At 62.2% G+C, this 20,447-nt stretch carries 19 protein-coding genes; 10 read left to right on the forward strand and 9 right to left on the reverse strand.

All coding sequences use genetic code 11. The annotated features are described in order from the left end of the window. Positions 1 to 6: 6 nt before the first annotated feature. Positions 7 to 693, reverse strand: a complete 687-nt coding sequence (locus QRN41_RS07250) for a YggS family pyridoxal phosphate-dependent enzyme (protein ID WP_284185109.1) — start codon at positions 691 to 693, stop codon at positions 7 to 9. Positions 694 to 750: 57 nt separating this feature from the next. Here QRN41_RS07250 and QRN41_RS07255 point away from each other — a divergent pair, with 57 nt between their 5' ends. Next, on the forward strand, positions 751 to 1,785 hold the full coding sequence (locus QRN41_RS07255) for a type IV pilus twitching motility protein PilT (RefSeq protein WP_285421409.1): 1,035 nt from the start codon (positions 751 to 753) through the stop codon (positions 1,783 to 1,785). A gap of 81 nt (positions 1,786 to 1,866) precedes the next feature. Here the strand turns inward: QRN41_RS07255 and QRN41_RS07260 are convergent, their stop codons facing one another. After that, positions 1,867 to 2,505 carry a C40 family peptidase gene (locus QRN41_RS07260; RefSeq protein ID WP_034101269.1) on the reverse strand — a complete coding sequence of 213 codons (639 nt, stop codon included), beginning with the start codon at positions 2,503 to 2,505 and terminating at the stop codon, positions 1,867 to 1,869. 250 nt (positions 2,506 to 2,755) lie between these two features. Between QRN41_RS07260 and QRN41_RS07265 the strand changes: the two genes are divergently transcribed. Then, positions 2,756 to 3,184, forward strand: a complete 429-nt coding sequence (locus QRN41_RS07265) for an NINE protein (protein ID WP_034101268.1) — start codon at positions 2,756 to 2,758, stop codon at positions 3,182 to 3,184. A gap of 62 nt (positions 3,185 to 3,246) precedes the next feature. Here QRN41_RS07265 and QRN41_RS07270 read toward each other — a convergent pair whose 3' ends face one another. The 7 genes from QRN41_RS07270 to gshB all read right to left on the reverse strand — a co-directional run bounded on the left by QRN41_RS07270 (position 3,247) and on the right by gshB (position 9,400). Further along, on the reverse strand, positions 3,247 to 4,518 hold the full coding sequence (locus QRN41_RS07270) for a dihydroorotase (protein WP_285421410.1): 1,272 nt from the start codon (positions 4,516 to 4,518) through the stop codon (positions 3,247 to 3,249). Next, positions 4,515 to 5,519 carry an aspartate carbamoyltransferase catalytic subunit gene (locus QRN41_RS07275; protein WP_034101265.1) on the reverse strand — a complete coding sequence of 335 codons (1,005 nt, stop codon included), beginning with the start codon at positions 5,517 to 5,519 and terminating at the stop codon, positions 4,515 to 4,517. The genes QRN41_RS07270 and QRN41_RS07275 overlap by 4 nt, the downstream gene beginning before the upstream one ends. 24 nt (positions 5,520 to 5,543) lie before the next feature. Beyond that, positions 5,544 to 6,050: a bifunctional pyr operon transcriptional regulator/uracil phosphoribosyltransferase PyrR gene (gene pyrR, locus QRN41_RS07280; protein WP_034139672.1), complete on the reverse strand. Its 507-nt coding sequence runs from the start codon at positions 6,048 to 6,050 to the stop codon at positions 5,544 to 5,546. Between the two features lie 82 nt (positions 6,051 to 6,132). Next, the gene (ruvX, locus tag QRN41_RS07285) at positions 6,133 to 6,570 is read right to left on the reverse strand and encodes a Holliday junction resolvase RuvX (protein WP_003176676.1); all 438 of its coding nucleotides are present in this window, start codon (positions 6,568 to 6,570) and stop codon (positions 6,133 to 6,135) included. Next, a complete protein-coding gene (locus tag QRN41_RS07290; RefSeq protein ID WP_285421411.1) occupies positions 6,570 to 7,139 on the reverse strand; it encodes a YqgE/AlgH family protein in 570 nt (189 codons plus the stop codon). The genes ruvX and QRN41_RS07290 overlap by 1 nt, the downstream gene beginning before the upstream one ends. Positions 7,140 to 7,193: 54 nt before the next feature. Next, positions 7,194 to 8,099, reverse strand: coding sequence for an energy transducer TonB (locus tag QRN41_RS07295; RefSeq protein ID WP_285421412.1), 906 nt, complete (start codon positions 8,097 to 8,099; stop codon positions 7,194 to 7,196). Between the two features lie 329 nt (positions 8,100 to 8,428). Then, positions 8,429 to 9,400 (reverse strand): glutathione synthase, encoded by a 972-nt coding sequence (gene gshB / locus QRN41_RS07300; RefSeq protein WP_167417841.1) that lies wholly within the window; start codon positions 9,398 to 9,400, stop codon positions 8,429 to 8,431. Between the two features lie 238 nt (positions 9,401 to 9,638). Between gshB and pilG the strand changes: the two genes are divergently transcribed. The 8 genes from pilG (at position 9,639) to QRN41_RS07340 (ending at position 20,414) form a co-directional block, all read left to right on the forward strand. Continuing rightward, the gene (gene pilG / locus QRN41_RS07305; RefSeq protein ID WP_034101259.1) at positions 9,639 to 10,046 is read left to right on the forward strand and encodes a twitching motility response regulator PilG; all 408 of its coding nucleotides are present in this window, start codon (positions 9,639 to 9,641) and stop codon (positions 10,044 to 10,046) included. Positions 10,047 to 10,093: 47 nt separating this feature from the next. Next, a complete protein-coding gene (pilH, locus tag QRN41_RS07310) occupies positions 10,094 to 10,459 on the forward strand; it encodes a twitching motility response regulator PilH (protein ID WP_034101258.1) in 366 nt (121 codons plus the stop codon). Between the two features lie 12 nt (positions 10,460 to 10,471). Next, entirely contained in the window at positions 10,472 to 10,996 is a 525-nt protein-coding gene (locus tag QRN41_RS07315) for a chemotaxis protein CheW (protein WP_285421413.1), read from the forward strand. Further along, on the forward strand, positions 10,993 to 13,044 hold the full coding sequence (locus QRN41_RS07320; RefSeq protein WP_123479275.1) for a methyl-accepting chemotaxis protein: 2,052 nt from the start codon (positions 10,993 to 10,995) through the stop codon (positions 13,042 to 13,044). The genes QRN41_RS07315 and QRN41_RS07320 overlap by 4 nt, the downstream gene beginning before the upstream one ends. 53 nt (positions 13,045 to 13,097) lie before the next feature. Next, entirely contained in the window at positions 13,098 to 18,917 is a 5,820-nt protein-coding gene (locus tag QRN41_RS07325) for an Hpt domain-containing protein (RefSeq protein WP_285421414.1), read from the forward strand. Then, positions 18,910 to 19,365, forward strand: coding sequence for a chemotaxis protein CheW (locus tag QRN41_RS07330; RefSeq protein ID WP_034115350.1), 456 nt, complete (start codon positions 18,910 to 18,912; stop codon positions 19,363 to 19,365). The genes QRN41_RS07325 and QRN41_RS07330 overlap by 8 nt, the downstream gene beginning before the upstream one ends. Before the next feature lie 268 nt (positions 19,366 to 19,633). Next, the gene (locus tag QRN41_RS07335; RefSeq protein ID WP_285421415.1) at positions 19,634 to 20,017 is read left to right on the forward strand and encodes a polymorphic toxin type 44 domain-containing protein; all 384 of its coding nucleotides are present in this window, start codon (positions 19,634 to 19,636) and stop codon (positions 20,015 to 20,017) included. Next, the gene (locus QRN41_RS07340) at positions 19,995 to 20,414 is read left to right on the forward strand and encodes a hypothetical protein (RefSeq protein ID WP_236217672.1); all 420 of its coding nucleotides are present in this window, start codon (positions 19,995 to 19,997) and stop codon (positions 20,412 to 20,414) included. Before QRN41_RS07335 ends, QRN41_RS07340 begins: the two co-directional genes overlap by 23 nt. Positions 20,415 to 20,447 lie beyond the last annotated feature (33 nt).

The raw sequence follows: 20,447 nt of genomic DNA on the forward strand, positions 1-20,447 counted from the left end.
GCCATTTCATGGCTGGCCGTAGTCGCGGGCGCCAAACAGGGCAGTACCGATCCGCACCCAAGTGGCGCCTTGGGCGATGGCCGATTCAAGGTCGTGGCTCATGCCCATGGAAAGTGTGTCGAGCGGCAGATTCAGGCTGGCTTGCAGGTCGCGCACCGTGGCAAACGCGGCGTCTTGCGCGGCGCGATCATCGGTCGGCTCCGGAATAGCCATCAGGCCACGCAACGTCAGGCGCGGTAGGGCGCTGATGGCGTTGGCCAGTGCCGGCAAGTCGGCGGGCGTACAGCCGGATTTGCTGGCCTCACCGCTGACGTTGACCTGAATACAAATGTTCAGGGGCGGCAGCTCGGCTGGGCGTTGTTCGGACAGGCGTTGTGCAATTTTCAGACGGTCCACGGAATGCACCCAAGCGAAGTGCTCGGCGATCGCACGAGTCTTGTTCGATTGAATGGGGCCGATGAAGTGCCAACTCAAGGGCAGGTCGGTCAATTCGACCTGTTTGCTCAACGCCTCTTGCAGGTAATTCTCGCCAAAGTCACGCAGGCCGGCGGCGCAAGCTTCGCGCACGGCTTGCGCGGGTTTGGTCTTGCTCACGGCCAGCAAGTGGACGCTGTCGGGGTCACGTTGCACGGCCTCGGCCGCGGCGCGGATGCGCTGGCTAACCACGCCAATGTTGTCTGCTATCGTCGACATTCAAGTTGCGCCCGTGGATATGGAGTCCGCGGCATTCTACTGGAAATGGAAAGCCCTATGGATATCACTCAATTGCTGGAGGCCAGCGTGCGCCGTGGCGCCTCCGACCTGCATTTATCGGCCGGCCTGGCGCCGATGCTACGTGTGGATGGAGAGGTTTGGCCGATGGACTGGCCGGCACTCTCTGCGCCCCAAGTGGCCGATCTGCTTAGCCCTTTGCTGAACAACTATCAGCAAAAGGATTTCGAAACATCTCTTGAAACGGATTTTGCGTTCGAATTGCCCGGCGTGGCGCGATTCCGCGTCAATGTGTTCCAACAGGACCGTGGCATGGGGGCCGTGTTTCGCACCATTCCCAACGAGGTGCTGAGTTTGGAGAGACTGGGCTTGGGCGATGTATTCCAGCGTATCGCCCAGTTGCCACGCGGTCTGGTGCTGGTGACCGGGCCTACCGGTTCAGGCAAGTCCACCACCCTGGCGGCGATGATCGACCACCTCAACCAGCACCGTCGCCAGCACATCCTGACCCTGGAAGACCCCATCGAATTTATCCACACTCCAAAAACCGCCCTGATCAATCAACGACAGGTGCACCGTGATACCCACAGTTTTTCAGTCGCGTTGCGCTCGGCCTTGCGGGAAGACCCGGATGTCATCCTGGTGGGGGAGCTGCGCGACCTTGAAACCATCCGCCTGGCATTGACCGCCGCCGAGACCGGGCACCTGGTGTTCGGCACCTTGCACACCACGTCGGCGGCGAAGACTGTGGATCGGCTGGTGGATGTCTTTCCCGCAGGGGAAAAGGCTATGGTGCGCTCGATGCTGTCGGAGTCGCTGCAAGCGGTGGTATCGCAAGTGTTAGTGAAAAAACTCGGCGGCGGGCGCGTGGCGGCTCATGAAATCATGCTGGGTACGCCAGCCATTCGTAATTTGATCCGCGAGGAAAAGGTGGCGCAGATGGTCTCCGCGATGCAGACCGGCGCGGCGTTGGGTATGAAGACACTGGATATGAGTTTGAAGGCGCTGGTTGCCCAGGGCGCGATCAGTCGGGACGAGGCGCGGGAGAAGGCGAGGGCGCCTGGGGATATCTGATGGTTTGTGGGTGACACAAATCAAATGTGGAAAGGGGCCAAAAGCCCCTTTCCACATTTACTACTGCATTTCAGTTCAGGATCAGCGTTGCACGATGCGCAGGTTGTTGTTCTGCTCTTTCGGCAGAACCCGCTTGGCAATCACGTAGTTCTTGTCCCAGAACGGCTTTTTCAGCGTGTCGATGCTCACCGACTTGCCGCGCCGTGGCGCGTGGATGAAACGGTCATTGCCCAGGTAGATGGCAACGTGGTTGACCTGGCGGCTCTTCAACTTGAAGAACAGCAGATCGCCCGGTTTCAGGTCTTTGCGGTCGACCTTCAAGCCGTGGCCGGCAGCCATGGCGTTGGAGGTGCGTGGCAAATCCACCGCTTTTACATCGTTAAAGGCATATTTCACCAAACCACTGCAGTCGAACCCTTTACTTGGGCTGCTGCCGCCCCAACGATAAGGAGTACCGAGCACATTCACCGCGCGGCTGAGCACGTTGCTGCTCTGCTTGGTGTTGACGGCCATCAGGCCTGGCGTCGTTTTACCGTGGGCCTTGCTCAGTTGAGTCGGACGGCTGACGGTCGGCTTGGCCGCTTTGGCGGTGCTCGGTGTGCTGTGGACTTTAGGGGTGAAACCGTTGACGTTGGGAAGTCGTTGCTCACGATTGGTGGCGTGGGCGGCCAGTGGCATTAATAGGCAAATGGTTAGCCATGTCTTGAAAAATGGTCGCATTAGGCGTGGCTCTTATGGGTTTGCGCGCAACTTTATAACAGCTTTTTGTGTCGTTCTCAGGCCGTTTGTCGACTGAACCTTGGGGTCAAATTCAGGAAAAACGCGACGAATCGCCGCAATTGTCCTACACAGGTCAGGTGGCATAAGGCTTTCAGGGAAGCGAAGATACCATTTGCCGTACGTCGGGCGCCTGTAAAAAAGTCACAAAGAAAGTGAAAAAATTTATCTATCGAGGCAAAAGAGGTACGCGATGAACACCTATCAACAGATTGGTCCGCAGCAAGATACCCACAGCAAGGTGATTGGTTACCTGCTCTGGATTTTCGGTTTTACCGGTGCCCATCGCTTTTATTACGGCAAGCCCGTGACCGGCACGATCTGGTTTTTCACGTTTGGCTTGCTGGGTATCGGTTGGTTGATCGACCTGTTTCTGATTCCCGCCATGGACCGCGAAGCTGACCTGCGATTTACCGCCGGGCCCATCGAATACAACGTCGCATGGATACTGTTGGCATTTCTTGGCGTATTCGGCGTGCACCGCATGTACCAGGGCAAGTGGATCACCGGTTTGATCTACCTGCTGACCGGTGGTTTGTTTCTGGTGGGGGTGTTGTATGACTTCTGGACGTTGAATACCCAGATATCCATCCGCAATGCCGAGCGCAATAACGGGCGCTGATCTCTCAAGCTGAAAAGGTGGGAGGGGCCAAGCTCCCTCCCACCCTTTTTCGCGACGACCTTTTAGGCCTGGTAGCTGATGCGCCCATCCACCAAGGTGTAGCGCACGCTCGCAGGCAGGCTATGGCCGATGAACGGGCAGTTCTCGCCCTTGGACAGCCACTGCTCGCCCACTACGGTAGAACGGGCCGGATCAAACAGCACCAGGTCCGCCGCCGCCCCCACCGCCAACTTGCCCGCCGGCAGGCGCAATGCCTCGGCAGGCCCGCTGCTCAAGCGTGCCAGCAGCGTCGGCAGGTCCAGCAAGCCTTCTTCCACCAATGTCATCGCCATTGGCAACAACAGCTCGACGCTGCTGATGCCGGGCTCGGTCGCGCCGAACGGTGCCAGTTTGGCATCGCGCTCGTGGGGTTGGTGATGGCTGGATATCGCCGAGACCACGCCGGACTTCACCGCTGCGCGCAAACCGTCACGGTCGGCCAGGGTGCGCAGGGGCGGTTGTACGTGGTACAGGCTGGAGAAGTCGATCAGCGCCTCATCCGTCAGGATCAACTGATACAACGCCACATCCGCCGTCACCGGCAAACCGCGGGCCTGGGCCTGGGCGATCAGGGCCACGCCCCGGGCGCTGGTCAGTTGGCTGAAATGCGCGCGCACGCCGCTTTGTTCCACCAGCAGCAGGTCACGGGCCAGGGCCACGGTCTCGGCGGTTTCGGGAATGCCCGGCAGGCCGAGGAAGCTGGCCACGGCGCCTTCATGGGCCAGGCCGCCTTCGGCCAGGTCGCGGTCCTGGGAGTGGAAGATCACCGTCAGATCGAAGGTGGCCGCGTATTCCAAAGCGCGGCACAGGGTGCGGGTGCTGCGGAAACTTTCCAGGCCGTTGCCGAACGCCACGCAACCGGCATCGCGCAGGGCAATCAGCTCGGCCAGTTGCTCGCCCTCCAAGCCTTTGCTCAGGGCGCCGATGGGGAATACTTTGCAATTGCCGGCTTCGCGGGCGCGGTCCAGGATCAGCTCGGTCACCGCCGAAGTGTCCAGGATCGGCTTGGTGTGCGGCGGGCAGCACAAGCTGGTCACGCCACCGGCGGCGGCGGCGCGGGTTTCGCTGGCGATGCTGCCTTTGCGACTGTAACCCGGCTCGCGCAGGGCGACGTTCAGGTCCACCAGGCCAGGTGCGGCCACCAGGCCTTTGGCGTCGATAACCTGACCGGCACTGAAACCGCCAGGGGCGGCGCCGATGGCGATGATCTTGCCGGCTTCCACATGAAGATCGGTGATTTGATCCAGGCCGCTGGCCGGATCGATGACTCGGGCGCCGAGAATGCTGAGCTTCACTGGGCGTTCTCCTGCTCGAATTGACGTTGCGCGGTTTGCCCGCTCATGGCCATGGACAGTACCGCCATGCGCACGGCGATGCCGTAGGTCACCTGGTTGAGGATCACCGATTGGTTGCCGTCGGCCACCGCCGACTCAATCTCCACCCCGCGGTTGATTGGCCCCGGGTGCATCACAATGGCATCCGGCTTAGCGCCGGCCAGGCGCGTGGTGGTCAGGCCGAACAGGCGGTAGAACTCGCCTTCGCTCGGCAGCAGGCCGCCGGCCATGCGCTCGCGTTGCAGGCGCAGCATGATGACCACGTCCACATCCTTGAGGCCTGCGGTCATGTCGGTGTAGACCTTCACGCCGTACTGCTCGATACCGATGGGTAGCAGGGTTTTCGGCGCGATCACGCGGATATCCGGGCAACCCAGAGCTTTCAGGGCCAGCATGTTCGAGCGCGCCACCCGCGAGTGCAGGATGTCGCCGACGATGGCCACCGAGAGGTTTTCAAAGCTGCCCTTGTGCCGACGGATGGTGAGCATGTCGAGCATACCCTGGGTCGGGTGGGCGTGACGGCCGTCGCCGCCGTTGATGATCGCCACCTGCGGGCAGACGTGTTCGGCGATGAAGTGCGCGGCGCCGGAGTCGCCGTGGCGCACCACGAACATGTCGGCGGCCATGGCTTCCAGGTTGCGCAGGGTGTCGAGCAGGGTTTCGCCCTTGCTCGCCGACGAGGTGGACACGTTCAGCGTGATCACGTCGGCCGACAGCCGCTGGGCCGCCAGTTCAAAGGTGGTGCGGGTGCGCGTGGAGTTCTCGAAGAACACATTGCAGATGGTTTTGCCGCGCAGCAACGGAACTTTCTTCACCGCCCGGCCGCCGACTTCGAGGAACGAATCGGCGGTGTCGAGGATTTCGGTGAGCAGTTCGCGGGGCAAACCATCGAGGGACAAGAAGTGTTGCAACTGGCCCTGAGCATTGAGCTGCAGCGGGCGCTTGGCATCTAGAGGCGTCATCGCGGGGACTCTTTACAAGGCGGTTTAAGGGGCGAGGTCTTGCAGTTCGAGTTCGAGCGGCGTGGGACCGGACAATTTTACCCGCTGATGGGCCGCCAAAGACAGGGTGGCGCCCACCACATCGGGGCTGATCGGCAGCTCGCCGGCATCCAGATCCAGCAGGCACACCAAGGTGATGCTGGCCGGGCGGCCATAGTCGAACAATTCGTTCATGGCCGCGCGAATGGTGCGGCCGCTCATCAGCACGTCGTCGATCAGCACCAGGTGCTGGCCTTCGATCTCAAAGGGCAGGGCGGAGGGGCGCACTTGCGGGTGCAGGCCGTTCTGGCTGAAGTCGTCGCGGTAGAAGGACACATCCAGCGTGCCGAGTGGCGCGTCGCTGCCCAGCGCTTCGAGCAACGCCTGGGCGACCCATACGCCACCGGTGCGGATGCCGATAAAACGCGGTTCTCGGATGCCGCGGTGTTCCAGGTGCGCCTTGAGGCGTATCGCCATCTGGCTGATCAGTTCGGCGGGATTGGGCAGGCTCATGGTGGCTCCTTCTAGGCCTTGCGCGTCGAGGTGGCGGCAGGGTTCGGGCTCAAACGTAAAAAGACGCGGCAAGCCGCGTCAGTCAGGATTCAAATAAAGCAGTGTTTTCATCCAGCCAACCCTGCAGCAGCAAGGCGGCGGCGATGGCATCCACGGGATTGTCGCGGTAACTGCCCTTCTGCCCGCCACGGTCTCTGCGTTCACCTTTGGCTTCGAAGGTGGTCAGGCGTTCGTCGTGGGTATAGAAGGGGATGTTGTAGCGGCCATTGAGGCGGCGGGCGAATTTCTCCGCCCGCAGGCACATATCGCTGGGCGTGCCGTCCATGTTCAAGGGCAGGCCGACCACCACGGCGTCGGGTTTCCATTCCTTGATCAGGGCTTCGACCTGATTCCAGTCCGGGATGCCGTTCTGGGCTTTGAGCGTGCACAGTTCGCGGGCCTGGCCGGTGATGACCTGGCCGACCGCCACGCCGATCTGCTTGGTGCCGTAGTCAAACCCGAGGATCAAGCGCAAAGCCATCAGGCGTGCCCCGCCTGGCTGGTCAACAAGTTGAGGTTGATCCCCAGCTTGGCCGCCGCTGCGTCCAGGCGCAGTTCGCTGGCGGTGCCGAACAGAATCTCGGCGTCAAACGGGCAGGTCAGCCAGGCGTTGCTGGCCAGCTCGGCTTCCAGTTGTCCTGCCTCCCAGCCGGCATAGCCGAGGGTGATCACACTGTGCTGGGGCCCCACGCCGTCGGCGATGGCGAACAATACGTCCTGGGAAGTGGACAGCGACACACCGTCCAGGTCCACCGTGGCCTGGAACGTCGGCCCGGTGGGGTGTAGCACGAAGCCGCGATCGGTCTGCACCGGGCCGCCAATGTAGATCGGCACGCCCTGGCAACGAGCAGGCGGGTCGACTTCGGGGCGCAATTGCTCAAGGATATCGGCCAGGTTCAGCTCTTGCGGGCGATTGACGACCAACCCCATGGCACCCTTGGCGGTGTGCTCGACGATGTAGGTCAAGGTATGCGCAAAGTTCGGGTCGGCCATATGGGGCATGGCGATCAGGAATTGGTGCTTGAGGTAGGTCGGGCTAACATTTTTCATGCCCGCTAGTGTGGCGGCGCAGGGGCGAACTGACAAGCCGGGTGTGAGCGCTGATCAGTTGCTGGAAAGGCGATCGCCCCTGGCGAATTTCCAGGTGCGGATGATTTCCAGGCGGTCCACATCGTTCAAGTCCCCGGTAAAGGGCGCAAACGGTGCAGCCAGTCGTACGATGCGTTGCGCGGCCTGGTCCAGCAGCGGCTGGCCGGAGGATTCCAGCACCTGCACCTCATACAGGGTGCCGTCGCGGTTGATCGACACCAATAGGCGCAAATTGCCGTAGATCTGCTGGCGGCGGGCCTCTTCCGGGTAATTCAAGTTGCCGATGCGCTCGACCTTCTTGCGCCATTCGTCCTTATACCAGGCGCCTTTGTCGCGCATGGTGGAGGCGGCGTTCAGGCGGTAGATACGCGGGCGCTTGGCGTACAGCTGTTGTTCGTTGGCCAGTTCGGCTTCCAGGCTGGAGATCTGATCGGACAACTGTGAGCTGTCGAACGTCGGCGCCGGTTTCACCGGTTCGGGCTGCGGCTCGGTCTTGGTCTTTTCGCGCGTGGTCGGGGCTTTCTGCGGCTTGGGGGCGACGGTGGTCACGGCCGCTTTGGGCGCAGCCTGTTTGACCTCGGGCTTGGGCGCTGGCGGCGGCGTGACTTTATTGACTTTGTTGTCCTGGAAAGGCGCCACTTCAGTGGTCTTGGGGATGGCTTTCTTGTCCAGCGTGCCGCTGCCTTGCTGGTTGTCCTGAGCAAGAAAATCGGCCTTCTCGGGTTTTTTTTCGCTTTTGAAGGTGGAGAGGGTGATTTCCAGGGTCTTGGTGATCTGCTTGGGCTCGACCATGGTGAAACTCACGCCGAGGAGGACGGCCAGGTGAATCAACGCCGCCAGGAACAGGGTGAAACCGAGCCGATCAGCCGGGCGCACGCCACTGTGGGAGAGTTCGGGGGGCAGCTCGGACGGGAGGGACATAAAAACCAACATCGCGTATTTCGAGGTTCGGCATGATAACGCAATGTTGGTTTTTAGCTTCATGCGACAAGCTACAAGCTGCAAGCTTTGGCGCGGTCGGCCTTAAACTTGCCGCTTGGAGCTTGCCACCTGCAGCTTCGCGTCTACCACGGCCATCAACATTTCGCCGATGTTCGTGCCAAATGCGTTTCGGACCGGCGGGACATAAAAACCAACATCGCGTATTTCGAGGTTCGGCGTGATAACGCAATGTTGGTTTTTAGCTTCATGCGACAAGCGACAAGCGACAAGCTACAAGCTACAAGCTACAAGCTTTGGCGCGGTCGGCCTTAAACTTGCCGCTTGGAGCTTGCCACCTGCAGCTTCGCGTCTATCGCGGCCATCAACATTTCGCCGATGTTCGTGCCAAATGCGTTGTCGATCTCGCGAATGCACGTCGGGCTGGTCACGTTGATTTCGGTGAGATGCTCGCCGATTACGTCCAGGCCGACAAACAGCAGACCTTTTTCCCGCAGGGTCGGGCCGACCTGGGCGGCGATCCAACGGTCCTTGTCCGACAGCGGCCGCGCCTCACCGCGCCCACCGGCGGCCAGGTTGCCACGGGTCTCGCCGGCGGCAGGAATGCGCGCCAGGCAGTAGTCCACCGGCTCGCCGTCGATCATCAGGATGCGCTTGTCGCCGTCCTTGATCGCCGGCAGGTATGCCTGGCCCATGATCTGCTGGCTACCCAGCACGGTCAGGGTTTCCAGGATCACCGACAGGTTGGGGTCACCAGCGCGGTGCCGGAAGATCGAAGTGCCGCCCATGCCGTCCAGGGGTTTGAGGATTACGTCGCCGTGCTTGGCGGCAAATTCACGCAGCACATCGGCGCGGCGGCTCACCACAGTGGGCGGGGTGCATTGTGGGAACAGGGTAGCGAACAGCTTTTCGTTGCAGTCGCGCAGGCTTTGCGGCTTGTTGACGATCAGCACGCCGTCGCGTTCGGCCTGCTCAAGCAGGTACGTGGAGTAGACGAATTCCATGTCGAACGGCGGGTCCTTGCGCATCAGGATCACGTCCAGGTCGCTCAGGGGGCTGTCGATTTCGTCTTGCAGTTCGAACCACTTTTCAGGGTTGGCGAACACCTGCAACGGGCGCATGCGTGCGCGGGCCAGGCCTTCACCCTGGTACAGGTCGCGCTGCTCCATATAGAACAGGGTCCAGCCGCGGGCCTGGGCGGCCAGGAGCATGGCCAGCGAGCTGTCCTTTTTATAGGAAATGCTGGCGATAGGGTCCATGACAATGCCGACGCGAACGCTCATGGGGGATTTCCTCTAGCAAATGGGGCGCATAAAAGTGGCGTCAGAGTGGCGCTGACGCTGTTGTGGGTCAAGGAAAAACCACCTGGCCAGTGCCTCGATAGATTGCTCCCCGAGACTGTGCTAAAAAGGCTGCCACGGCGCAGCAGCCCTTGAATTCCAAGGCTTGCGGCGTTCATCTTGGGCAATGTCAGGCAGTACACACCGAAAACCGATTCGCTGTGGCGATGGTAGAGCAGATATGGAACAGCATTCCAACGCCTTGAGAGTGATGGTGATCGACGATTCGAAAACGATCCGCCGCACCGCCGAGACGCTGTTGAAGAACGTGGGGTGCGATGTCATTACGGCCATCGACGGTTTCGATGCCCTGGCGCGGATCGTGGATCATCACCCGCACATCATCTTTGTCGACATCATGATGCCGCGCCTGGATGGCTATCAGACCTGCGCGCTGGTGAAGAACAACCCGGCGTTCAAGGCGATCCCGGTGATCATGCTGTCGTCCAAGGACGGCCTGTTCGATAAGGCCAAGGGACGCATCGTGGGGGTCGATCAGTTTTTGACCAAGCCTTTCAGCAAGGAAGAACTGCTGGGTGCAATCAAGGCCTATGTGCCTGGGTTCGCCGCAGTGGAACAAGCACACTGACGTCGCCTCACAAGGGCCGGCGCCGACCAATGTAGCGGGGAAAAACCATGGCACGTGTTCTGATCGTCGACGATTCGCCGACCGAAATGTACAAACTCACCGGCATGCTGGAAAAGCACGGCCACGAAGTGCTCAAGGCCGAAAACGGCGCGGACGGCGTGGCCCTGGCCCGCCAGGAAAAACCCGACGCCGTGCTGATGGACATCGTGATGCCGGGCCTCAATGGCTTCCAGGCCACCCGTCAGCTGTCCAAAGAGCCGGAAACCAACGGCATCCCAATCATCATCATCACCACCAAAGATCAGGAAACCGACAAAATCTGGGGCGCGCGCCAGGGTGCCAAGGATTACCTGACCAAACCGGTGGACGAAGACACCCTGATCGCCACCCTGAACAAGGTGCTGGCCGGCTGACGGCACGCCATCATGACCGAGTCGCAAACCGCCTTCGAGCTGTTGCTGGACATCGACCGCCGCTGCCGCCTGCTGGCCGCCGACCTGCCCTCCCAGGAGTCCGGCTTGCAGCGCTGGAGCGGGATCGGCTTTCGGGTGGGCGCCCATTGGTTCGTGGCGCCAATGGGAGAAGTCGCCGAAGTTTTGCATGAGCCACGTTGCACTTTAATGCCCGGGGTCAAGACCTGGGTACGAGGTGTGGCTAACCTGCGCGGGCGTTTATTGCCGGTGATGGACCTTGGTGGGTTCCTTGGCGAGGCGCTGTCCAGGGCGCGCAAGCAACGGCGGGTGCTGGTGGTGGAATTCAATGACCTGTTTGTTGGGTTGCTGGTGGACGAGGTGGTGGGCATGCAGCATTTCGCACAGGACGCCTTATTGGCCAACGCCGCGCCGGGCGCGCCGTTTATTCAGGGGCATTTCGACGGCGACCCGTCGTGGCAGGTCTTCAGCCCGTTCGCCCTGGCCCAGACGCCAGGTTTCATGGATGTTGCCCCATGACCACCGCGACCACCGTCAAACCCCAGGCCGGCTCGCGTAGCCGCTCGCAGATCATCGTGCTGTTTATCGCGCTGATCGTGTTCATCATGCTGTTGTTCGCCAACTTCGCCTACCTCAATACCCAGTCCACCTACGACAAACAGTACATCGGCCACGCCGGTGAATTGCGCGTGCTGTCCCAACGTATCGCCAAGAACGCCACCGAGGCCGCCGCCGGCAAAGCCGCGGCGTTCAAGCTGCTGGGCGAGGCGCGCAACGACTTTGCCCAGCGCTGGGGCTACCTGAAAAAAGGCGACCCGCAAACCGGCCTGCCCGCCGCCCCCAGCGCCGTGCGCGCCGAAATGCGCGCGGTGCAGACCGATTGGGAAGCCCTGCTGAAGAACACCGACGCGATTCTGGCCAGCGAACAGACGGTGCTGTCCCTGCATCAAGTGGCCGCGACCCTGGCCGAAACCGTGCCGCAATTGCAGATGGAGTCGGAAAAAGTCGTCGAAATCCTGTTGCAGCGCGGCGCGCCCGCCAGCCAGGTGGCCGTGGCCCAGCGCCAATCGTTGCTGGCCGAACGTATCTTGGGCGCGGTCAACACCGTGCTGGCCGGCGACGAAACCGCCGTGCAAGCCGCCGACGCCTTTGGCCGTGACGCCAACCGCTTCGGCCAGGTGCTCAATGGCATGCTCAACGGCAACCCAGGACTGCGCATCACCCAGGTTGAAGACCGCGATGCCCGCGCGCGGCTGGCGGAAATCTCCGAGTTGTTCGAGTTCGTGTCCGGCTCGGTGGATGAAATCCTCGAAACCTCGCCGCAGTTGTTCCAGGTGCGCGCCTCGGCGAGCAATATCTTCAACCTGTCCCAGACCCTGCTCGATGAAGCCTCGCACCTGGCCACCGGTTTCGAAAACCTGGCCAGCGGGCGCAGCTTCGACACTATCGGCGGCTATGTGCTGGGCTTGCTGGCGCTGACCTCGATTATCCTGATCGGCCTGGTGATGGTGCGCGAGACCAATCGCCAACTGCACGAAACCGCCGAGAAGAACGAGCGCAATCAGAACGCGATCATGCGCCTGCTCGATGAAATCGAAGACCTCGCCGACGGCGATCTCACCGTGACGGCGTCGGTCACCGAGGACTTCACCGGCACCATCGCCGATTCCATCAACTATTCCGTGGATCAGTTGCGCGATCTGGTGGCGACCATCAACCTCACCGCCGGGCAAGTGGCCGGCGCGGTGCAGGAAACCCAGGCCACCGCCATGCACTTGGCCCAGGCGTCCGAGCACCAGGCTCAGCAGATCGCCGAGGCGTCCACCGCGATCAATCAGATGGCCCAGTCCATCGATCAGGTGTCGGCCAACGCCGCCGAATCCTCGGCCGTGGCCGAGCGCTCGGTGGAAATCGCCAACAAGGGCAATGAGGTGGTGCACAACACCATCCATGGCATGGACAACATTCGCGAACAGATCCAGGACACCGCCAAACGCATAAAGCGCCTGGGCGAATCGTCCCAGGAGATCGGCGATATCGTCAGCCTGATCGACGATATTGCCGACCAAACCAACATCCTCGCCCTGAATGCGGCGATCCAGGCCAGCATGGCCGGGGATGCCGGGCGTGGCTTCGCGGTGGTGGCCGATGAAGTGCAACGCCTGGCCGAGCGCTCGTCGGCCGCCACTCGGCAGATCGAGACCCTGGTGCGGGCGATCCAGGCCGACACCAACGAAGCCGTGATCTCCATGGAGCAGACCACCACCGAAGTGGTGCGCGGCGCGCGGTTGGCCCAGGACGCCGGGGTGGCGCTGGAGGAAATCGAAGGCGTGTCGAAAACCCTGGCGGCGCTGATCCAGAGCATTTCCAACGCGGCGCAACAGCAAACCTCGTCGGCGGGGCAGATCTCCCTGACCATGAATGTGATCCAGCAGATCACCACGCAGACCTCCTCGGGCTCCACCGCCACTGCCGAGAGCATCGGTAACCTGGCGAAGATGGCCAGCCAGTTACGCCGGTCGGTGTCGGGCTTCACCCTGCCGCCGCCCAAACCGGTCGACAGTTGATAGGTACAGGTTTCAAGAACACCAGCAACTCATGAATTCAAAGCGGAGCAGTTATGGTTGACCGGCACGACTACGTGGCCCTCGAATGGGTCAAGGGCGACATTGCCGAGACCCTGCAACACGCCCGCTCGGCGCTGGACGCTTATGTCGAAACCGCCGACGGCGATGTGATCGACGAATGCCTGGCCGGTATCCATCAGGTGCATGGCGCGCTGCAAATGGTCGAGTTCTACGGCGCGGCGCTGCTGGCCGAGGAGATCGAGGCCCTGGCCCTGGCCCTGCGCGACGGGCAGGTGGGGCAGCGCGATGAGAGCATCGGCCTGCTGCAACAAGCGCTCGGCCAATTGCCGCTGTACCTCGAACGCGTACACAGCGCCCGCCGCGACCTGCCGCTGGTGGTGCTGCCGCTGCTCAACGACCTGCGCAGTGCGCGCGGTGAAAGCCTGCTCTCGGAAACCAGCCTGTTCAGCCCGCAACTGCTGTCGATCGCACCTTTACCCGAAGAAGCCCTGGCTCAGCGCGCCGGGCCCGATCTGCCGACCCAGTTGCGCCAATGGCACCACCTGCTGCAACAGGCCTTGGTCGGGCTGCTGCGCGAAGATCACGGCCCGAGCAATCTGGAAGACATGGCGCGGGTGTTCGCGCGTCTCGAAGCGCTGTGCCAGGGCGCGCCACTGTTGCCGTTATGGCAAGTGACCTCGGCGCTGGTGGAGGGCATGCTCACTGGCGTGATTGCCAACAGCCCGGCGCTGCGCAGCCTGCTCAAGGCCAGCGACAAGCAACTCAAGCGCCTGCTGGCCCAAGGCATCAACGGCATCAACCAACCGGCACCGGATGAGTTACTCAAAAGCCTGCTGTTCTATGTCGCCAAGGTCACCCGGCCGACGCCGCGCATGCAGAGCCTGAAAGAACGTTACGGCCTGGACGAAGCCTTGCCTGACAGCGCCGTGGTGGATGCCGAGCGCGCGCGCATGGCCGGGCCCGATCGCAATGCCATGGGGTCGGTACTCGGCGCCTTGTGCGAGGAATTGGTGCGGGTCAAGGAGCGTCTGGACCTGTTCGTGCGCAGCGACCGTCAGCACGCCAGTGACCTTGAGGCGCTGCTGGCGCCGTTGCGACAGATCGCCGATACCCTGGCGGTGCTGGGCTTCGGCCAGCCGCGCAAAGTGATCATCGACCAGCTCGCCGTGGTGTTGAGCCTGGCCCAGGGGCATCGTGAACCAGACGATGCGGTGCTGATGGATGTGGCCGGCGCGTTGCTGTATGTCGAAGCCACGTTGGCCGGTATGGCCGGAACCGTTGAGCCGGAAAGCCGCGAAGAAAGCCGCCTGCCCACCACCGACCTGACCCAGATCCACCAGTTGGTGATCCGCGAATCCTGCCAGTGCCTGCGCCAGGCCAAAGAACTGGTGATCGATTGCCTCGACGCCGACTGGGACCGCCAGCGCCTGGAATCCCTGCCGGAACTGCTGAGCCAGGTGCGCGGCGCGCTGGCCATGATCCCGCTGCCACGGGCGGCCAGCCTGATGCGCGGTTGCAGCGATTATGTGAATGCGCAGTTGATGATCGACGAACAGCCGCCGAGCGAGACGCAGTTGGCGCACTTCGCCGACGTGATCAGCAGCCTGGAGTACTACCTCGAACGCATGCTCCAAGACCCGGATGCAGCCGGCGAACGGGTGCTGGAACTGGCCACCCAGGGCTTGGCTGCCCTCGGATACCTGCCGGAGGAAAAACCCTGGCGCCAGGCGCTGGTCGCACCGGACGGCGCACTCTCCACCGACACGGCCCCCAACCAATCCCAACTCGACGCATTGGCCAGCCCCACCTCGCGCCTCAACCCTCCCGCGTTGCAGCGCCCCGGCAGCCTGTTGCCGCCGCCCGCCGCCGAAGCGCCTATCGACGACGAGCTGCGTGAGGTCTTCCTCGAAGAGACTGAGGAAGTCCTTGAGGTGCTGCACCGCTATTTGCCGAACAGCGCGGATAAAACCGCCCAAAGCGAGATGCGCCGCGCGTTCCACACCCTAAAAGGCAGCGGCCGCATGGTGCGCGCCCTGGTGCTGGCGGAGCTGGCCTGGGCGGTGGAGAACCTGCTCAACCGCGTACTGGAGCGCAGCGTGGCTCTGGGCCCCGAGGTGCAACAGGTGTTGGATGAAACCGTGGCACTGTTGCCGGAATTGATTGCCGATTTTGCCCAGGGCGCCCAACGCCAGCGCGATGAAGTCGACGCCCTGGCCGCTCGTGCCCATGGGTTGGCCAGCGGTGCCGCGGTGGCCTCCGCTGATGCCCATGACCCGATGCTGCTGGAGATTTTCCGCAACGAAGCCCAGAGCCATCTCGACAGCCTCAACCACTTCCTGGAGCAGGCCGCCGAGCATGTGCCGCTGCAAGTCAGCGATGAACTGCAACGCGCCCTGCACACCCTCAAGGGCAGTGCCTACATGGCCGGTGTGTCGCCCATCGCCGAACTGGCGCGGCCGCTCGACCACCTGACCCGCGAATACAAGGCTCACCGCCTGCCGCTGGATCTGGATGAAGTGGAACTGCTGCTGGAAGCCGAAGGCCTGTTCCAGCGGGGGTTGCGCCAGCTGGACAGCAACCCCCTGGCGCCGATCAAAGGCGCGGCGGACCTGATCGCTCGCACCCAACAGTTGCTCGAACGCCAGCTCCAGGCGCTGCTTGATGCGCCCACCGCCGGCCCGCGCATCAAGCGCAATCCGCAACTGATCGCTGACTTCCTGGCCCAGGGCATGGATATCCTGCTCGACGCCGAAAACCTGCTGCGTCGCTGGCAGCAACACCCCGGCGAGCGCCAGGAACTCACGGCCTTGCTGGATGAGTTGACCACCCTCGGCGAAGGCGCGCAGCACGCCGACCTGCATGCCATCGACGAACTCTGCGAAGCCTTGCTCGACCTGTACGGCGCCGTGGAAGAAAGCAGCCTGGCAGTCAGCGCGCGGTTTTTCCAAGAGGCCGAACAGGCCCATGACGCGTTGATCAACATGCTCGACCAGCTCGCCGCCGGCCAGGAAATCAGCCCCGCACCGGCCCGGGTACACGCCTTGCGCGAGCTGCTGGACGAAGCCCTCGATCCGTCCGCCACCGGCCTGATCACCCACCAGGGCGGCGGTGCGCCGAGCATCGCCGAACTGGGCGCGGCGACGCGGCAGTTGGATCACGCCACCACTGTGGACGACGAGATCGTCGAGATTTTCCTGGAAGAAGCGGTGGATATCCTCGACAGCGCCGGGCAGTCCCTCAAGCGCTGGTTGCTGGAGCCCGAGAGCATGGCGCCGTTGTCGTCGTTGCAGCGTGACCTGCACACCCTCAAGGGCGGCGCGCGCATGGCCGAGATCGACGCGGTGGCCGAGCTGGCCCACGAATTGGAATGCCTTTACGAAGGCCTGGTCGACCGTCGCTACAACTATTCCAACGAACTCTCACAGGTGTTGATGGCCAGCCATGAACGGCTGGCGCTGCAACTGGAAGAGCTGCACCAGCACCAGCCCTTGAGCGACAGCACGGAACTGGTCGCCAAGGTCCGGGCGTTGCGTCATAACGGCACCCCCACGGCCCCGGTACCGGCGGTGGAAGCATCAAGCGCCGACCCGGAACTGCTGGAGATTTTCCTCGAAGAGGCCGCCGACATCCTTGATAGCTCCGGCGCCGCGCTGCTGCGCTGGCAGGCCGAGCCGAGCAGCCGCCAGGAGGTCGAAACCCTGCTGCGCGACCTGCACACCCTCAAGGGCGGCGCGCGCATGGTCGAGATCGGCCCGATTGGCGACCTGGCCCATGAACTGGAGTTTCTCTACGAAGGGTTGTCCGCTGGCCAACTGGTTGCGAGCCCGGAGCTGTTCGCGCTGCTGCAAGGCTGCCACGACCGCCTGGCGCAGATGATCGACGCGGTGGCCGACGGCTTGCCGGTGGGCTCGGTGGACAAACTGATCGAGCGCATCAAGAGCCTGGTGCACCCCAGCAACGAATCGCCGACACCGGTGGCATTGCCGGCGGGCAAGGCCGAGGCGGCGGTGGACCCGGCCGCCGATACGGTGAAAATCTCGGCGGATCTGCTCGATGATCTGGTCAACCTGGCCGGCGAAACCTCGATCTTCCGCGGGCGCATCGAGCAGCAGATCAACGATGCCAGTGTCGCCCTCAACGAGGTGGAAACCACCATCGAGCGCATGCGCGACCAATTGCGCCGCCTGGACACCGAAACCCAGGGCCGCATTCTCAGTCGCCAACAGGTCGAGGCTGAGCGCCTGGGCTATGAAGACTTCGACCCGCTGGAAATGGACCGCCACTCGCAACTGCAACAGCTGTCCCGCGCGTTGTTCGAGTCGGCCTCGGACTTGCTCGACCTCAAGGAAACCCTGGAGCGGCGCAACCAGGATGCGCACAACTTGTTGCAGCAACAGGCACGCATCAATACCGAGTTGCAGGAAGGCCTGATGCGCACCCGTATGGTGCCGTTCGAACGCATGCTGCCACGGCTCAAACGCATCGTGCGGCAGGTGGCGAGTGAGTTGGGCAAAGATGTCGAGTTCGTCGTCGGCAATGCCGAGGGCGAAATGGACCGCAACGTGCTGGAGCGCATGGTGGCGCCGTTGGAGCACATGTTGCGCAATGCCGTCGACCACGGCCTGGAGTCTCGGGAGGTGCGCCTGGCCGCCGGTAAACCGCAGAAGGGCCGCATCACCCTGGACCTGACCCACGAAGGCGGCGATATCATTTTCGACATGCGCGACGACGGCGCCGGCGTGCCGCTGGACGCGGTGCGGCGCAAGGCGATCAAGCGCGGCCTGCTGGGCCCTCAGCAAGAGATCAGCGACCGCGACGTGTTGCAGTTCATCCTGCAACCGGGCTTTTCCACTGCGGAAAAAATCACCCAGATTTCCGGGCGCGGCGTGGGCATGGACGTGGTGCATGAAGAAGTGCGCCAGCTCGGCGGTTCGATGGTGATCGACTCGACGCCGGGACAGGGCGTGCATTTTCGCATCCGCCTGCCGTTCACCGTGTCGGTCAATCGTGCCTTGATGGTGCAGTGCGCGGACGAGCAATACGCGATCCCGCTCAACACCATCGAGGGCCTGGTGCGTGTGCTGCCCCATGAACTGGCGGGCCACTATCAGCAGGACCCGCCGTGCTACGAGTACGCCGGCCAGCGCTATGAGCTGTTCTACTTGGGCGACCTGCTGCACACCGTCACGCGGCCGAAGCTGCTGGGCCAGTACCAGCCGGTGCCGGTGCTGCTGGTGCAGTGCAATGAGCGGCATGTGGCGGTGCATGTGGACGCCATGGCCGGTACGCGCGAGATTGTAGTCAAGGGCCTGGGCCCGCAATTTGCCGGGGTAAAAGGCGTGTCGGGGGCGACCATTCTGGGGGACGGTCGCGTGGTGCTGATCATCGACCTGCTGGCGCATATCCGCGCCCGGCCACCAGTGTTGCCGGCCCAGGCGAGCGATGCGCCGCTGATCCTCAACGACCCGTTGAAAAAACGCCCGCTGCTGGTGCTGGTGGTCGACGATTCGGTGACGGTGCGCAAAGTCACCAGCCGCCTGCTGGAACGCAACGGCATGAACGTGCTCACCGCCAAGGACGGCATCGACGCCCTGGCCGTGCTTGAAGAACACACCCCGGACTTGATGCTGCTGGACATCGAAATGCCCCGCATGGACGGCTTCGAAGTGGCGATCCAAGTGCGCAACGACCCACGGCTGATGCGCCTGCCGATCATCATGATCACCTCGCGCACCGGCCAGAAACACCGCGACCGCGCCATGGCCATCGGCGTCAACGACTACCTGGGCAAGCCGTACCAGGAGTCGGTGCTGTTGGAGAGCATCGCCTACTGGAGCAAGTCCCATGCTTGACCACCGCGCCAGCCAAGTCACCGGCTTGCTGCTGCCCCTGGCCGACCGGCATTTGATCCTGCCCAACGTCGCCATCGCCGAACTGATCGACTTCCAACGCGGCGAACCGGCCAGCGACGCCCCGCCTTGGTACTTGCGGCAAGTCACCTGGCGTGAGCGGCAAATCCCCCTGATCAGCTTTGAAGCTGCTTGCGGCGAAGCCCTTGTCGTCGGCGAACGCTCACGCATCGTGGTGCTGAATGCCCTGGGCGGGCGGCCAACCTTGAAGTTCATCGCCCTGGTGATCCAAGGCATCCCACGCTCGTACAAGCTCGACAGCGAGTTGAGCTACGTGGACGTGCCGCTCAGCCCGCTGGAGCTGGCAGCGGTGCAGGTAGGCGAGCATGTGGCGAAGGTGCCGGATTTGATGGGGCTGGAAGCCTTGCTGGTCGAGTCAGGCTTGGCCTGACTCTAAAACCTGTGAAGACCAATGTGGGAGGGGGCAAGCCCCCTCCCACAGCCTGTAAGGTTCACTCAATCCGCGCAAACCGCTCAATCATCGGCGGCTCCCGATGCTCTGCCTGTTACAAGTCGTGGGCACTTTGCCTGAGGCCCGGGTTATACGTAAGGCTTGGATCGAATGGCTGCCTGAAATTTCTGTAAGTACGGCCTCGGCGTTTTTGTTGATTTTTGAGTGCTAGCTTTTGACGCTCAACCCCATCAGCAAGGACTCGCAAATGGCTGTCCCTCCAATGCCCCCAGGCGTTTCGCTGCAAGACAATATCGCCCTGGCCAACAACCGCAGGATGCATTTGAAGCCTGGTTCGGCGTTCACCTATTCATGGTTTTATTCACAAGTCAGAGGGCGTGGCCCTTGGGATTACAAACAGAACAGTCGCGAGTACGAGGTGTTCGGTAACTTTAACTGTGGGGTTACCGGTACGGTGTTGGGGATTCCTGAAGGCGTGTTATTGAGAGCAGCCGGTGCTGCGCAAAAAGCGGCGGGGACATCTCGGCCGGAGTTTGGAGACTGGTGGGGTGATGCGCCTTATGGCGATGACCATAGCGACCAGCACTGGATCAAGGAGGGCATCGAATATGCCAGAGCTCAAGGGTATTAAGTGGCCGGTCCAGGTCTTGCTCAATGGGCTGCTGGTGGTGTGTCTCGGGTACTTGGGCGTTGGTTGGTTGATGAGTCCCGGTACACCGGAGTTGGATGAGGTGGTACTCAAGCACTCCTTGGGCAACGGCAGCTCAATTTACGGCGCACGTGACGGGCAGGGTGGCACGACAGTAGGCTTTTCCTACAGGTATTACGTGCATAAGGATCTGGGTAATGATCAGGAGATACTCACCACATTGGTCTCGGCACATCCATTTCTAAAAACCAAAGAGCCTGATGTCCAAGTGATCCAGAAGGATGGAGCTCTCCATCTCATTGTTCGTGGGGAGGTTTATGAATACCGCAGCTATCCGCTTGAAGGCTTGGGGGCGGTGAGCATTGATATGAGGCTGTAGGCCTGGGGGCTTTGGATTTTTTCTGCAAGATTT

The organism is Pseudomonas sp. efr-133-TYG-23, from assembly GCF_030209215.1.
GTDB classification, from domain to species: domain Bacteria; phylum Pseudomonadota; class Gammaproteobacteria; order Pseudomonadales; family Pseudomonadaceae; genus Aquipseudomonas; species Aquipseudomonas rhodesiae.

What these genes read in the sequence shown, in the direction of transcription:
- QRN41_RS07320 (WP_123479275.1), top strand. Translation starts at nt 10,993, where the DNA reads ATGACCACCGCGACCACCGTCAAACCCCAGGCCGGCTCGCGTAGCCGC.
- QRN41_RS07315 (WP_285421413.1), top strand. Translation starts at nt 10,472, where the DNA reads ATGACCGAGTCGCAAACCGCCTTCGAGCTGTTGCTGGACATCGACCGC.
- QRN41_RS07340 (WP_236217672.1), top strand. Translation starts at nt 19,995, where the DNA reads ATGCCAGAGCTCAAGGGTATTAAGTGGCCGGTCCAGGTCTTGCTCAAT.
- pyrR (WP_034139672.1), bottom strand. Translation starts at nt 6,050, where the DNA reads ATGAGCCTGCCCAATCCCGCCGAACTGATCAGCCAGATGGCGATACGC.
- QRN41_RS07260 (WP_034101269.1), bottom strand. Translation starts at nt 2,505, where the DNA reads ATGCGACCATTTTTCAAGACATGGCTAACCATTTGCCTATTAATGCCA.
- QRN41_RS07290 (WP_285421411.1), bottom strand. Translation starts at nt 7,139, where the DNA reads ATGAAAAATGTTAGCCCGACCTACCTCAAGCACCAATTCCTGATCGCC.
- QRN41_RS07295 (WP_285421412.1), bottom strand. Translation starts at nt 8,099, where the DNA reads ATGTCCCTCCCGTCCGAGCTGCCCCCCGAACTCTCCCACAGTGGCGTG.
- QRN41_RS07330 (WP_034115350.1), top strand. Translation starts at nt 18,910, where the DNA reads ATGCTTGACCACCGCGCCAGCCAAGTCACCGGCTTGCTGCTGCCCCTG.
- QRN41_RS07255 (WP_285421409.1), top strand. Translation starts at nt 751, where the DNA reads ATGGATATCACTCAATTGCTGGAGGCCAGCGTGCGCCGTGGCGCCTCC.
- QRN41_RS07275 (WP_034101265.1), bottom strand. Translation starts at nt 5,519, where the DNA reads ATGACGCCTCTAGATGCCAAGCGCCCGCTGCAGCTCAATGCTCAGGGC.
- QRN41_RS07335 (WP_285421415.1), top strand. Translation starts at nt 19,634, where the DNA reads ATGGCTGTCCCTCCAATGCCCCCAGGCGTTTCGCTGCAAGACAATATC.
- ruvX (WP_003176676.1), bottom strand. Translation starts at nt 6,570, where the DNA reads ATGGCTTTGCGCTTGATCCTCGGGTTTGACTACGGCACCAAGCAGATC.
- pilH (WP_034101258.1), top strand. Translation starts at nt 10,094, where the DNA reads ATGGCACGTGTTCTGATCGTCGACGATTCGCCGACCGAAATGTACAAA.
- QRN41_RS07265 (WP_034101268.1), top strand. Translation starts at nt 2,756, where the DNA reads ATGAACACCTATCAACAGATTGGTCCGCAGCAAGATACCCACAGCAAG.
- pilG (WP_034101259.1), top strand. Translation starts at nt 9,639, where the DNA reads ATGGAACAGCATTCCAACGCCTTGAGAGTGATGGTGATCGACGATTCG.
- QRN41_RS07250 (WP_284185109.1), bottom strand. Translation starts at nt 693, where the DNA reads ATGTCGACGATAGCAGACAACATTGGCGTGGTTAGCCAGCGCATCCGC.
- gshB (WP_167417841.1), bottom strand. Translation starts at nt 9,400, where the DNA reads ATGAGCGTTCGCGTCGGCATTGTCATGGACCCTATCGCCAGCATTTCC.
- QRN41_RS07325 (WP_285421414.1), top strand. Translation starts at nt 13,098, where the DNA reads ATGGTTGACCGGCACGACTACGTGGCCCTCGAATGGGTCAAGGGCGAC.